Raw genomic sequence first — 14,175 nt, forward strand, 5'->3', positions numbered from 1 at the left:
CATGATTCAGCCTTTAGCATTTGTACATTCTGATGCAAAAATTGCAAAAAATGTAGTAATAGAACCTTTTTCTTCCATATATAAAGATGTTGAAATAGGAGAAGGAACTTGGATAGGACCCAATGTAACTATTATGGAAGGAGCCAGAATAGGTAAAAATTGTAAAATATTTCCAGGAGCAGTAATTTCTGCAGAACCTCAAGATCTTAAATACAAAGGAGAAAGAACATTAACCTATATTGGCAACAATACTGTAATAAGAGAATGTGTAACCATTAGTAGAGGAACTTCCGATAAGATGAAAACAGTTATTGGTAATAATTGTTTACTCATGGCTTATTCTCATATAGCACATGATTGTGTAGTAGGAGATAACTGTATTTTTTCAAATAATACAACTTTAGCAGGACATATTAATGTAGGAGATTTTGTTGTAATGGCAGGAATGACGGCAGTGCATCAGTTCTGTTCCATAGGAAGTCATGCTTTTGTAACTGGAGGCTCCTTAGTAAGGAAAGATATTCCTCCTTATGTGAAGGTAGCCAGAGATCCTTTATCCTATGTAGGAATTAATTCAGTTGGTTTAAGAAGGAGAGGATTTAATTCTCAAAAAATTGCAGAAATACAAAACATATATCGTGTTATATTTCAAAAGAAAATGAACATTACTCAAGCTCTATCTGTGGTCGAAGCAGAATTTGAAGCAACTCCGGAAAGAGATGAAATTATACAATTTATACAGTCAAGTATGAGAGGAGTAATGAGAGGCTTTAACTCAATGGGATTATAAAAAACAAAAAATAGATATTTATGGCAGGAATGGGAGACATTAAAAAAGGACTTTGTATCAATTTTAATGATGACATTTATAAAGTAATAGAGTTTTTGCATGTTAAACCAGGTAAAGGACCTGCTTTTGTAAGAACAAAGCTAAAATCATTAACTTCAGGTAAAGTAGTAGATAATACGTTTTCTGCAGGGAGCAAAATAGAAGAAGTAAAAGTTATAACTAGAAAATATCAATATTTGTATGATGATGATCACGGATTTCATTTTATGAATAATGATGATTTCTCTCAAATTTATATAGATAAAAATTTGATTGAAAATTCCCAATTTATGAAGTCAGGAGAAGAAGTTATGATTATTTTAAAAGAAGATGATGATACTCCTTTATCTGCTGAACTACCTCCAAGTGTAATAATGGAAGTTATAGAAGCAGAACCTGGGGTAAAAGGCAATACAGCTACAAATGCATTAAAAAATGCAACTATTGAAACAGGAGCAAGAGTATTAGTACCTTTATTTATAGAAGCAGGGGAAAAAATAAAAATTAATACAGAAGACGGTTCTTATATAGAAAGAATAAAATAAAAATATATAAATTTTTCTATTTATAAATTAAATGAAATTCCCTAAAATACAATCACTTAAGAGCATTGCTTCAATAATTAATTCAAAATATATAGGAGAAGCAGATTTACCTATATATGGTACTAATGAAATTCATAGAGTGCAAAAAGGTGAAATTGTTTTTGTAGATCATCCTAAATATTATGATAAAGCATTACAAAGTAATGCAACTGTAATTCTTATTAATAAAGAAGTTGAATGTCCCGAAGGAAAAGCTTTGCTTATTTCCGAAGATCCTTTTAGAGATTTTAATAAAATTAACTCATATTTCAAAAAATTTGAGATATATAATCAAATGATTTCAAATGATTTAGAAATAGGGAGAGACACAATTATACAACCTAATGTATTTATAGGTAAAGAAGTAAAGATTGGAAAAAATTGTATTATTTTTCCAAATGTAACAATTCATGATTATACTGAAATTGGTGATAATGTTATTATACAATCAGGAACAGTGATTGGTGGGGATGCTTTTTATTACAAAAACAGAGGTAATTATTATGATAGGCTAAAATCTTTTGGCAATGTAAAAATAGAAAATGATGTTGAAATCGGATCAAACTGTTGTATTGATAGAGGTGTAACATCTTCAACTATCATTGGGGAAGGATCTAAACTGGATAATCTAATTCAGATAGGACATGATACAATTATAGGAAAAAAATGTTTAATAGCTTCTCAGGTTGGAATAGCAGGATGTTGTATTATTGAAGATGAAGTGACTATATGGGGACAAGCTGGTTTTGCCTCATCCTTAACTATAGGTAGTAAAGCAGTTATTCTTGCACAATCAGGAGTTTCTAAAAGTTTAGAAGGAGGAAAAACCTACTTTGGTTATCCGGCAGATGAAGCAAAAAAGATGTTAAAAGAACTGGCTAAATTGAAAAGGTTAACTAAATGATATAAGAATTAAAAAAAATAGATATATTTGTTTTATACAAAATGAGAAACTATGTCGGTTTTAGTTAACAAAAATTCAAAAATAATTGTTCAAGGCTTTACTGGGAAAGAAGGAACTTTTCATGCTGAACAAATGATAAAATTTGGAACGCAGATAGTAGGAGGGGTTACCCCAGGTAAAGGAGGATCTATTCATTTGAAAAGACCTGTATTTAATACTGTAAAAGAAGCTGTAGCAAAGGTGAAAGCAGATACCTCTGTTATATTTGTTCCTCCGGCATTTGCTGCTGATTCTATAATGGAAGCTGCCGAAGCTGGAATCAAAGTAGTGGTTTGTATTACAGAAGGTATTCCAATTCAAGATATGGTTAAAGTTAAAAATTATATCAAAAATTATAATTGTATTTTAATTGGTCCCAATTGTCCGGGAATTATTTCAGCAGATGAAGCCAAAGTAGGTATCATGCCCGGATTTATATTTAAAAAAGGAAAAGTAGGTATCGTTTCTAAATCAGGAACATTAACCTACGAAGCAGCAGATCAAGTCGTAAAAGCAGGATATGGAATTTCTACAGCAATAGGCATAGGAGGAGACCCTATTATCGGTACAACTACACAACAAGCTATGGAATTATTAATAAATGATTCTCAAACAGATTGTATTGTGATGATTGGAGAAATAGGTGGACAACTAGAAACTGATGCTGCTCATTGGTATAAATCACTAGGTACTACAAAACCTGTTATAGGGTTTATTGCAGGTCAAACAGCTCCTAAAGGGAGAACTATGGGACATGCAGGAGCTATAGTTGGAGGAGAAAATGACACCGCTCAAGCTAAAATGAAAATTATGTCCGAGTGTGGAATTCATGTAGTAAATTCGCCTGCAAAGATCGGAAATACCGTAGCATCTGTTTTAGGATAAATATAAAAACATAATATATTATGAAAAATTTATTTCGTAAAGAAGTTCTTTTGACTCTATTATTTCCTGTTATCACTTACTCACAAGTTAGATTAGGTATAAAAGGATCTGTGCACAGAAGTAATATATCTGAAATACATAAAGAATCTGAGGGAAGAATTTCAGGATCTTTTGGAGCATTTTGTCAGATTCCTTTAGATAATAATAATCAGTTTTTTTTTCAACCGGAAGTTATTTATTCCTTAGAAGGGGAAAAGGATAAACATACAAGCCATGTTATAAAATATTTTCAAAATTATTTAAATATACCTTTAATGTTAAGGGCTTATTTTTCTGAAGCAGACAGTGAATTTTTTGGTGAAATAGGACCACAAATAGGATTTTTGGTATCACAAAAAAATAAAGATTTAGATATATTATATTATAATGATAAGCCTAAAAATATTAATTTATCTATAGGTTTTGGTATAGGTTATAGCATTTTAAGAAATTTTGAATTTTCTATACGTTATAATTATGGTTTAATTGATATATATAAAGATTATCCTAAACAGGAAAGAACGTCTGTTTTAGGAGCTTCTTTGGCATATATTTTTAATTAATAGTTTTGAATAATAAATAATTATTTATTATTCTGATTATGTTCTTTGATGCTTTTATTATTTATTCACAACCAAAGTTGTGGAAATATAATTGCTTAAGCTAATGCTTTCTGTTTATGAAAAATAACTGTTTCTAAATTATACTTCAATAGTAAAAGACTTTATTAATTTCATTCATTCAAAATGAATTTCTTTAATTAAGTTTTTAGTTGCATTTAAACAAATGTTACATTATTTTTTATTTATTTTCTAATGATGAAAAAATGTATATTCTTAAATTAAGGAATAAGGAAAGTATATAAAATTTCATGTCAATATGTCTAAGCAATTTTTAAGGTATTTAAATATTAATTTTTAATAGTAATAAATAAAACTATTCAGATTAAACTTAAATAATCAAAATAAAAAGTTAAATATTTTGGCTTGAAGTTTGATGTGTCGAAAATGGAAAAATAAAATATTAAAGTTATTTGTAATAATAAAAAATTTAATTGTAATGTATTGGACTTTAGAATTAGCATCATATTTAAGTGATGCACCATGGCCTGCTACCAAAGATGAATTAATTGATTATGCAATTAGAACCGGTGCACCTTTAGAAGTAGTAGAAAACTTACAAGCAATTGAAGATGAGGGTGAAATTTATGATAATATAGAAGAAATTTGGGCTGATTATCCTACAGATGATGATTTTCTGTGGAACGAGGATGAGTATTAATTAGGCGAAAATAAATTTAGTCTATAATTGCTTAAATTAGTGCCTATTATTTCTTTATACTACCATGTAGATAAAGTATTTTTCTTACATTTGTATGCTAAAAAAATTAATTAGATAATGAATATATTAAATTCTGTCCTAAAATTATTTATTGGAGATAAACATAAAAAAGATCTTGAACAACTTAATAAATACTTAGATAAAATCAAAAAGGAGGAGTCTGGTATTTCCTCATTATCAACAGATGAATTAAGAAATAAAACCATTGAATTCAAAGAAAAAATAGCCCAAGCTAACTCAGAATTAAAAGCACAAATTTCAGATTTAAAAAGTAAAACTCAACAAACTGATGATGTTGATGAGAAAGAAAATTTATATGCTCAAATAGATAAACTTGAAAAAGAAGTTTATGATATAGAAGAAAAGGTTTTATTGGAATTACTTCCGCAAGCTTTTGCTGTAATTAAGGAAACTGCAAAAAGATTTGCAGAAAATGAGAAATTAGTGGTAAAGGCTACAGATTTTGATCGGAAATTATCAGAAACTACAAACTATGTAAATATTGAAGGAGATAATGCTGTATGGAATAATAGTTGGGATGCCGCAGGTAAAGAAGTAAAATGGGATATGGTGCATTATGATGTTCAGTATATAGGAGGAACTGTATTGCATGAAGGAAAAATTGCAGAAATGGCTACAGGAGAAGGGAAAACTTTAGTTGGAACTTTGCCAATTTATTTAAATGCTCTTCCAGGAAGAGGAGTTCATGTCGTTACAGTAAATGATTATTTAGCTAAACGTGACTCTGCATGGATGGGACCTATTTTTGAATTTCATGGTTTAAGTATTGATTGTATAGATAAACATCAGCCTAATTCAGAATCTCGTAGACAAGCCTATTGGGCAGATATTACTTATGGAACTAATAATGAGTTTGGTTTTGATTATTTACGTGATAATATGGCAAATTCACCTGCCGATTTAGTACAAAGAGAATTAAACTATGCGATTGTGGATGAAGTGGATTCTGTTTTAATAGACGATGCTCGTACCCCTTTAATTATTTCAGGTCCTATACCTCAAGGTGATAAACAAGAATATCAAGAATTAAAACCAATTGTAGAAAATATATTTAGTGCTCAAAAGAATGAAATCTCTAAATTATTTCAAGAGGCCAAACAACTATTAGCTTCAGGAGATAAAAAAGAAGGTGGGCATAAACTTTATCAAGTATACAGAGGGTTGCCTAAATATAAACCCTTAATAAAATTTTTATCTGAAGAAGGAAATAAAACTACTTTATTAAAGGCTGAAGCTTATTTTATCTCAGATAATAATCGCATGATGCCAGAAGCAGATAAAGATTTATACTTCTCGATTGATGAAAAAAACAATCAGGTAGAATTAACCGATAAAGGAATTGAATTTTTATCTAAAGGCAATGAAGATCCTAACTTTTTTGTTTTAGAAGATTTAGGAACTGTGTTTGCAGATATTGAAAATAAAAATCTCTCTAAAGAAGACGAACATAAAGAAAAAGAAGATTTTTTGCGTTATTTTGCTATAAAATCAGAAAGAATACATTCCTTAAGCCAGTTACTTAAAGCTTATACTTTATTTGAAAAAGATATTGAATATGTAGTAATAGATGGTCAAGTGAAAATTGTTGATGAACAAACAGGACGTATTATGGAAGGCCGTCGATATTCCGATGGTTTACATCAAGCATTAGAAGCTAAAGAAAATGTAAAAATAGAGGCAGCTACTCAAACTTTTGCTACAGTTACCCTGCAAAATTATTTTAGAATGTATAACAAATTAGCAGGAATGACTGGTACGGCAGAGACTGAAGCTGGTGAATTTTGGGAAATTTATAAACTGGATGTCGTTGTAATTCCTACTAATAAACCAATCATAAGAAAAGACCAACAAGACTTGGTTTTTAAAACAAACAGAGAAAAATTCAATGCTGTTTTAAATGAAGTGATACGTTTATCTCAAGAAGATAAAAGACCTGTATTAGTAGGGACTACTTCAGTTGAAATTTCAGAATTGTTAAGTAAGGCATTAAAAATGAGGAAAATTCCTCATAATGTATTAAATGCGAAATTACATAAGAAAGAAGCAGAAATTGTAGCAAAAGCAGGAAATTCTGGAGTAGTTACTATTGCTACCAATATGGCAGGTAGGGGTACAGATATTAAACTTACTGACGAAGTAAAACAAGCTGGAGGATTAGCTATTATAGGTACAGAAAGACATGATTCCAGACGAGTAGATAGACAGTTGAGAGGGCGTTCCGGACGTCAAGGAGATCCTGGATCCTCTCAGTTTTATGTTTCTTTGGAGGATAATTTAATGCGTTTATTTGGTTCTGATAGAATAGCTAAAATGATGGACAGGTTAGGACATAAAGAAGGAGATGTCATACAGCATTCTATGATTACTAATTCTATAGAAAGAGCTCAAAAAAAAGTTGAAGAAAATAATTTTGGAATACGTAAAAGATTATTGGAATATGATGATGTGATGAATAAGCAAAGAGAAGTGATTTATAAAAGACGTAGAAATGCACTTTTTGGAGATAAACTAAGTATCGATATTGCCAATATGATTTTTGATACAGCAGCTCTTATTACTAAAGATAATAAATATTCTAAAAATTTTAAAAATTTTGAATTTGAGTTGGCTACTATCTTTGCGATGGATACACCTGTAAATGAAGATGAGTTTAATAAACTTACTGAAAAGGAACTTACGGACAAAATTTTTGAACAAGCTGAATCAAATTACAAAGAAAAATTAAATAATACAGCTAAACAAATATTCCCTGTTATTTCCAATGTATTTTTAGCACAAGGAAATCAATATAAAAATATATCTGTTCCATTTACAGACGGAACAAAAGTGTTGAATGTTACTACTGATTTAGAAGAAGCATATAACTCTGAAGGAAAAGCACTTTTACAAGATTTTGAAAAAGGGATTACTTTGGCATTAATTGATGAAAACTGGAAAGAACATCTTAGAGAAATGGATGAATTAAGAAAATCAGTTCAATCTGCAGTTTATGAGCAAAAAGACCCTTTGGTAATTTATAAACAAGAATCTTTTTCTTTATTTAGTGAAATGCTAGATAAGACAAATAAAGAAATTATTTCTTTTTTATTTAAAGGAGGACTTCCTTCAGAACCTGAAGAAACTTCAATACGACAAGCTAAAGAAGTTAAACAGAAAACGATAGAAAGTAGAGATTTTGAAGAAAATAAAAAGAATATTCCTCAAGCAAAAGAAGTTTCAGAACCGTTACGGGTTAATAAAATAGGACGTAATGAAATGGTTAATATAAGAAATTTAAGAACCGGAGAAGTTAAAGAATTAAAATTTAAACAAGCGCAAAATCTAATTGAAGAAGGTTGGGTTTTAGTAGAGGAAGAATAAAAATTATAGTATAATATAACTTATACTTAACCGGAATAAATAAAAAATTATTCCGGTTTTTTATTAATTTAGAGAAATTTTTAAAATGAAATCTTTATCAGAAATCAGACAGCAATATATTAAACAATTATCTGAACAATATTCTCCACAAGAAATAGATATCATATTTTATGCTCTGGCTGAAAATTATCTTCATATAAATAAATCTATTTTAAAATTATCTTTAAATGAATTAAAAGATGAAAATGATTTAAAATATATTCTTTTTCTAAATGCATTATTTCAATTAAAAGAAGGTATACCTTATCAATATGTATTAGGAAGTACAATATTTTTTGGTTGTGAAATCCTTGTTAATAAAAATGTTCTTATTCCCAGACCGGAAACGGAAGAGTTGGTCGAGTGGATTTTAAAAGATATTAATAATAAAAATCAAAAATTACAAATTATGGACTTATGTTCGGGTAGTGGATGTATCAGCATAGCTTTAGCAAAAAATTTACCTAAATCTCAAATAGATGGTATTGATGTGAGTGAAAAAGCTTTAGAACTATCTCAAAAAAATTCTGTACTTAATAAAGTCTCCGTAAATTATATTCAAACAAATTTATTGGATTCTGAAAAAATAAATACAAATAAAAAATATGATATTATTGTATCTAATCCGCCTTACATAAAAAAATCCGAAAAAAGAGATATGGATGAAAGAGTTTATAAATTTGAACCTAATGAAGCACTATTTGTGACGGATGAAAATCCATTGATTTTTTATAAGGAAATTATCAAATTTTCTATGATGAATTTAAATGAAAAAGGTAAAATATATATAGAAATTAATCAGAATTTAAGTGAAGAAACTCAGGAATTATTTTTGAAATATTTTACTTTTGTTGAGTTAAAGAAAGATTTATCTGGTAATTATAGAATGATAAAAGCTGAAGCTGCAATAAAATAAAATTTAATTATTTTGAAAAAATCTTATATATCTATATTAATATTTCTTATATATATAAATATATTTTCTCAAAATAATAAATATTTTTATACAAAAGAATTTGGTATTATTTCTGAAAATGATGCATACATGTTATTAGGTGATGATGGATATTATACCAACGGTCTAGAATTTTATGTAAATTGGAAATCGAAAAAAAATAAAGATTCATTAAAAATAGCTACTTTTTCTTTAGGACAAAATATTTATAATGCACAGAATGGAAACTATTCTAAACTAATAAATATAGATCGACCAGTAACAGCCTATTTATATATATCTTATAAACAAACTCAGTTTACAAAAAATAAAGAAATGATAAAATGGGGAGTTTCTATAGCTTCTATTGGACCTATATCTTTAGGGAAAGAAACACAGGTATTTATACATCATTTATTTGATATGTACGACCCAAAAAAACAATGGGATTTTCAATTAAAAAACTCCATAGGAATAAATGGAGAATTAACATGGATTAAAGAAATTCCTATTAAAGATAATTTTGAAATTCAGGCTATTGCAGAAGCAAGAGCAGGTTTATTTTTTGATAATATTAAATTGGGTAGTTTAATTAGATGGGGAAAGTTTAATAATAATTTATCTACTTCATATTGGAATACGAGATTAAATGCAAAAGATAAAAATTCCCATAAGGAATTTTTCTTTTATTATCAACCGTCACTTTTAGTATATGCTTATAATGCAACTATCGAAGGTGGTGCTTTTAGAAAAGATAAAGGTCCTGTTACAGGTAAATTAAATCCATTATTGTACCATCAAATTGTAGGAATAATGAAAACATGGAATCGTTATGCTTTAAATCTTGCAATTAATTATCAAACAAAAGAAACTTCTTTACAAGAAAAAACTCAATGGTATGGAACTATAGAATTAAAGTATTTATTTAAATAAAAATATTTAGTTTATTGTAAATAAATTAATTATAATTTATTTTTATCTATAATATATAAAGTAGGCTGTACCTTAAATAAAGAATAATTCATTTCTTCACCGGTAATATAAATTTTATCTTTTGATATTGCTATACCCTCTGTCTGACTAATCATAGGAGTTAAACCAATAAAAGTTTTTTGAGCCTCTCCATTAAAAAATTTTCCATCAGAAAAATTTATAAATTTCCATGTATAAGCAAGTCCATCCTTAGTATATCCTATAAGATATAATTCTTTATTATATATATCCGCACCTGTTATAACACATTCGGTATTGAAAGTTTCTATCTTTTTTGCAGTAAGAGTTTTTTTAGTAGTATTAAGATTAAGTTCATAGTGTGTTGTCTGGTAATCACCCCATCGTTTAGTAAAAATATGAAGTTTTTTATCATAGTATACAAAAGCCTCACAATCAAAATTAGTTACTAGATATTCCTTATTGTTAAAATTTATTTGATCTTCAAAATTAAAGTAATAAGTATGTAATATATTGATTTCAATATTTTTTGATAAAGTCCCTTGAGGTATAATTATTGAATAAATAGTAAGGTCCTTTCTATTTCCTAAATTATTCCCAAAATCACCTATAAATAGAGTATCTCCTTTTCGGGCAATTTCTTCCCAATCTACATTTGTAGCATCCTTAATTTTAATGGTTTGTATTATTTCTCCATTTTGAGAATTTAATTTGTAGATTTCAGGTTGATTACCGCTATCATTTAATGTATAAAGAAAATCATTATAAAATTCCACACCTGAGGTTTCATGTATTTTTTTTGATAATGTAAACTGTGTAGGTATTTCAGATAAATTCAAAGTATCTGTTTTATTTTGAGCAATTAAAAAGGTTGTAAAAAATAAGAAAAATAAAGAATATATTTTCATTATTAAAGTTTTCATAAAAAGTTTTTTTTTAATACTCTAAAAAAAATTGAAATGAAATAATAAATTTAAAAAAATAGGATAACTTCACTATATTCAATTTTAAATAAGTTGGTTATCCTAAATGATTTATAATTTTAAAGAACACTTAAATTCATAAGACGCAATTAACTTTAACAAAACTACTACAATTTCGTATAAAATAAATAACTTATTATATAATTTTAAAATACAATTATAATTATTATCTATTTAGTTTATAGAGTGTCGATGTAATTATTATAAATTTCATTTTTTATCCTTTGATAAATATATTATTTTCGGTTACAACAATTCCTTTTATCTGACTTATTAGAGATATTTTTTATAAGTTTTTTAAATTTTCTTCAAGTATTGCTAATTTTTCTAAAGTATCAGATTGTTTTTTCTTTTCAATTTCTACTACTTTTTCTGGTGCTCCATTTATAAATTTATCATTAGACAATTTGGCATTTACACTTTTTAAGAAACCTTGTAGATAATTAATTTCTTCTTGTATTTTATTTTTTTCAGCTTCTATATCTATAGCTTGTGAAAAAGGAATAGCAAATTCTGTTTTACCTACAAGAAATGTGTAAACTGGTTGTTGAGATTCTAAATTATGTTGTACTCCGGATATATTAGCTAATTTTTTAATAATTTCAACATTATTTAAAGCATCTTTAGATTTTATGATGAGTTCTAAAGACTCTTTAGGGGAAATACTTTTTTCAGACCTAAAATTACGTACTCCGGTTATTATTTCTTTAGTTTTTTCAAATTCAGAAATGATATTTTCCTCAAATATACTGGCAGAGGGATAAGTTGCAACAATCAAACTATTATGAGTTTCCCTTTCTTTTATATTTTGCCAGATTTCTTCAGATATAAATGGCATATAAGGATGTAATAATTTTAATAAATCTTCTAAAATAAAAAGTGTGTCATTATATGTTACAGAATCTATTTTTTCTCCAAATGGAGGTTTTACACTTTCTAAATACCATGAACAATAATCATCCCATATTAATTTATAAATGTTCATTAAAGAATCTGATATTCTGAATTTCTTAAAATCAGTATTTACCAAAGTAATTGTTTGTGCTATTTTATTTTTTATCCATTTTATGGCTCCTTTATTTTCTGCAGGAATTTTTTTAGTTGTGTCTACATTCCAAGACTTTATTAACCGAAATGAATTCCATATTTTATTAGCAAAGTTTCGACCTTGTAAACATAAATCTTCATCAAACATAAGGTCATTCCCGGCCGAAGAACTTAATAAAACCCCTACACGTACACCATCTGCACCATATTTATTTATTAATTCCAAAGGATCCGGAGAATTTCCTAATTGCTTAGACATTTTTCTTCTTTGTTTATCTCTTACAATACCAGTGAAATAAACATTAGAAAAAGGTTTTTCATTTCTAAAGGCATATCCAGCCATAACCATTCTTGCTATCCAAAAGAAAATAATGTCTGGTCCTGTTACTAAATCTTGTGTAGGATAGTAATATTTTATTTCTTCATTATCGGGTTCATTAATTCCATTGAATACAGAAATAGGCCATAACCATGAGGAAAACCAGGTATCTAAAACATCTTCTTCTTGTTTTAAATTTTCTAAAGTTAAACAAGGATTTTTTTTCTGAGCTATTATTAATGCTTCTTCACGGGTTTCGGCTACTACAAATTCATCTTTTCCTTCTCCATAATAATATGCTGGAATACGATGTCCCCACCAAAGTTGTCGAGATATATTCCAGTCGTGTACATCTTCTAACCAGTGTTTATAAGTGTTTTTATATCTTTCAGGATATAGCTTAAGTTCATTATTCATTACCACTTCTAATGCTGGGGTTGCAAAATCTTTCATTTTCATAAACCACTGAACTGAAATCTTAGGTTCAATTACAGCACCGGTTCTTTCAGAAGTTCCTACTTTATTTATATGATCTTCTTCTTTTTCTAAAAGATTAAGATGTTTTAATTCTTCTACTATTTCTTTTCTTACAATAAAACGATTCTTTCCTTCATATTGTTTCCCGTTTTTATTTAATGTAGCATCATCATTAAATATATCTATACTCTCCAGATTATGCTTTTTACCTAATTTATAGTCATTTACATCATGTGCGGGAGTTATTTTCAGGCATCCTGTTCCGAACTCCATGTCTACATACTCATCTTCAATAACGGTAACTTCTCTTCCTACCAAAGGAACTATAACTTTTTTTCCTTTCAAAAAAGTATACCTTTCATCTTGCGGATTTATACATACGGCAGTATCTCCAAAAATAGTTTCAGGTCGGGTTGTAGCTACTACTATGTATGAATTATCACCCACTATGTGGTATTTTAAATAATATAATTTTCCATTTTGTTCTTTGTGAATAACTTCTTCATCTGAAATATTTGTTTTAGCTTCAGGATCCCAGTTAATCATTTTATAACCTTTATATATATATCCTCTATTATAAAGGTCTACAAAGCATTTAATTACCGAATTGTATAAATCATCATCTAAAGTAAATTTAGTTCTGTCCCAATCGCAGGAACAACCTAATTTTTTCAATTGTTCTAATATAATACCCCCATGTTTACGGGTCCATTCCCAGGCATGTTCTAAAAATTTTTCTCGACCAATGTCAAATTTGCTTATTCCTTCTTCTTTTAACTTATTTACAACTTTGGCTTCAGTAGCAATCGAAGCGTGATCTGTTCCCGGAATCCAACAAGCATTATAACCCAACATTCTAGCACGTCTTATTAACACATCCTGAATAGTGTTATTAAGCATATGTCCCATATGTAATATACCGGTAACATTAGGAGGAGGAATTACAATAGTATAAGATTTTTTTTCATTAGGTTCGGAATGAAAAAATCTATTTTCCAACCAATAGTTATACCATTTAGATTCTACATCAACAGGGGAATATTTTGCAGCAATTTCTGACATATACTTATATTTTAATTAAAGACCTTACAAAGGTAATATTTTAGGTCGTTTTTTAAAAAAATTATAGTCACATCCACTTTTTTAGTTTAAGAAATCTGTTTTATTTTTTTAGTATTGGTATTTTGCTTATTTTTTTGTTATAATCTTTATTTTAAAATAATAGTAATATAAAAAAACTTATACTTTAAATGATAGTAAAATAATATAATTTTAAATAATTTATTTTCAAAGAGAAATAATTATTTATATATAGAAATAATTGATTACATTTAATAATATAAAATAAATAATCTATTTATGTTAATATTTTAAATATATTTTTAATTAATAAATTAACTCATGATCTGATTTCCATTTTTTA

11 protein-coding genes are annotated in these 14,175 nt (G+C 27.8%); 9 read left to right on the plus strand and 2 right to left on the minus strand.

Annotation, left to right across the window (positions count from 1 at the left end):
• Position 1 precedes the first annotated feature (1 nt).
• From lpxA to C4S76_RS04905, 9 genes are all read left to right on the plus strand, one after another.
• On the plus strand, positions 2-790 hold the full coding sequence (gene lpxA, locus C4S76_RS04865; protein WP_105193225.1) for an acyl-ACP--UDP-N-acetylglucosamine O-acyltransferase: 789 nt from the start codon (positions 2-4) through the stop codon (positions 788-790).
• A gap of 20 nt (positions 791-810) precedes the next feature.
• Positions 811-1,374: an elongation factor P gene (gene efp, locus C4S76_RS04870; protein ID WP_105193227.1), complete on the plus strand. Its 564-nt coding sequence runs from the start codon at positions 811-813 to the stop codon at positions 1,372-1,374.
• 31 nt (positions 1,375-1,405) lie between these two features.
• Positions 1,406-2,317, plus strand: coding sequence for a UDP-3-O-(3-hydroxymyristoyl)glucosamine N-acyltransferase (locus C4S76_RS04875; RefSeq protein ID WP_105193229.1), 912 nt, complete (start codon positions 1,406-1,408; stop codon positions 2,315-2,317).
• Positions 2,318-2,368: 51 nt separating this feature from the next.
• Positions 2,369-3,241, plus strand: coding sequence for a succinate--CoA ligase subunit alpha (gene sucD, locus C4S76_RS04880; RefSeq protein ID WP_105193231.1), 873 nt, complete (start codon positions 2,369-2,371; stop codon positions 3,239-3,241).
• Between the two features lie 20 nt (positions 3,242-3,261).
• Positions 3,262-3,843, plus strand: coding sequence for a porin family protein (locus tag C4S76_RS04885; protein ID WP_105193233.1), 582 nt, complete (start codon positions 3,262-3,264; stop codon positions 3,841-3,843).
• Between the two features lie 496 nt (positions 3,844-4,339).
• On the plus strand, positions 4,340-4,561 hold the full coding sequence (locus C4S76_RS04890; RefSeq protein ID WP_105193301.1) for a DUF2795 domain-containing protein: 222 nt from the start codon (positions 4,340-4,342) through the stop codon (positions 4,559-4,561).
• Between the two features lie 117 nt (positions 4,562-4,678).
• Complete coding sequence (gene secA / locus C4S76_RS04895) at positions 4,679-8,002, plus strand: preprotein translocase subunit SecA (protein ID WP_105193235.1); 3,324 nt, start codon at positions 4,679-4,681, stop codon at positions 8,000-8,002.
• 85 nt (positions 8,003-8,087) lie between these two features.
• Positions 8,088-8,957 carry a peptide chain release factor N(5)-glutamine methyltransferase gene (prmC, locus tag C4S76_RS04900; RefSeq protein ID WP_105193237.1) on the plus strand — a complete coding sequence of 290 codons (870 nt, stop codon included), beginning with the start codon at positions 8,088-8,090 and terminating at the stop codon, positions 8,955-8,957.
• Between the two features lie 12 nt (positions 8,958-8,969).
• The gene (locus C4S76_RS04905) at positions 8,970-9,908 is read left to right on the plus strand and encodes a lipid A deacylase LpxR family protein (RefSeq protein WP_105193239.1); all 939 of its coding nucleotides are present in this window, start codon (positions 8,970-8,972) and stop codon (positions 9,906-9,908) included.
• Positions 9,909-9,937: 29 nt separating this feature from the next.
• Here C4S76_RS04905 and C4S76_RS04910 read toward each other — a convergent pair whose 3' ends face one another.
• Positions 9,938-10,849, minus strand: a complete 912-nt coding sequence (locus tag C4S76_RS04910; RefSeq protein WP_105193241.1) for a hypothetical protein — start codon at positions 10,847-10,849, stop codon at positions 9,938-9,940.
• Between the two features lie 346 nt (positions 10,850-11,195).
• Positions 11,196-13,814, minus strand: coding sequence for a valine--tRNA ligase (locus C4S76_RS04915; RefSeq protein ID WP_105193243.1), 2,619 nt, complete (start codon positions 13,812-13,814; stop codon positions 11,196-11,198).
• Positions 13,815-14,175 lie beyond the last annotated feature (361 nt).

The sequence above is a fragment of the Apibacter adventoris genome, assembly GCF_002964965.1.
GTDB classification, from domain to species: Bacteria; Bacteroidota; Bacteroidia; order Flavobacteriales; family Weeksellaceae; genus Apibacter; species Apibacter adventoris.

Excerpts from the sequence above, each read along its gene's own strand:
- sucD (WP_105193231.1), top strand. The coding sequence starts at position 2,369 with ATGTCGGTTTTAGTTAACAAAAATTCAAAAATAATTGTTCAAGGCTTT.
- C4S76_RS04875 (WP_105193229.1), top strand. The coding sequence starts at position 1,406 with ATGAAATTCCCTAAAATACAATCACTTAAGAGCATTGCTTCAATAATT.
- C4S76_RS04890 (WP_105193301.1), top strand. The coding sequence starts at position 4,340 with ATGTATTGGACTTTAGAATTAGCATCATATTTAAGTGATGCACCATGG.
- C4S76_RS04910 (WP_105193241.1), bottom strand. The coding sequence starts at position 10,849 with ATGAAAACTTTAATAATGAAAATATATTCTTTATTTTTCTTATTTTTT.
- lpxA (WP_105193225.1), top strand. The coding sequence starts at position 2 with ATGATTCAGCCTTTAGCATTTGTACATTCTGATGCAAAAATTGCAAAA.
- efp (WP_105193227.1), top strand. The coding sequence starts at position 811 with ATGGCAGGAATGGGAGACATTAAAAAAGGACTTTGTATCAATTTTAAT.
- C4S76_RS04915 (WP_105193243.1), bottom strand. The coding sequence starts at position 13,814 with ATGTCAGAAATTGCTGCAAAATATTCCCCTGTTGATGTAGAATCTAAA.
- C4S76_RS04885 (WP_105193233.1), top strand. The coding sequence starts at position 3,262 with ATGAAAAATTTATTTCGTAAAGAAGTTCTTTTGACTCTATTATTTCCT.
- prmC (WP_105193237.1), top strand. The coding sequence starts at position 8,088 with ATGAAATCTTTATCAGAAATCAGACAGCAATATATTAAACAATTATCT.
- secA (WP_105193235.1), top strand. The coding sequence starts at position 4,679 with ATGAATATATTAAATTCTGTCCTAAAATTATTTATTGGAGATAAACAT.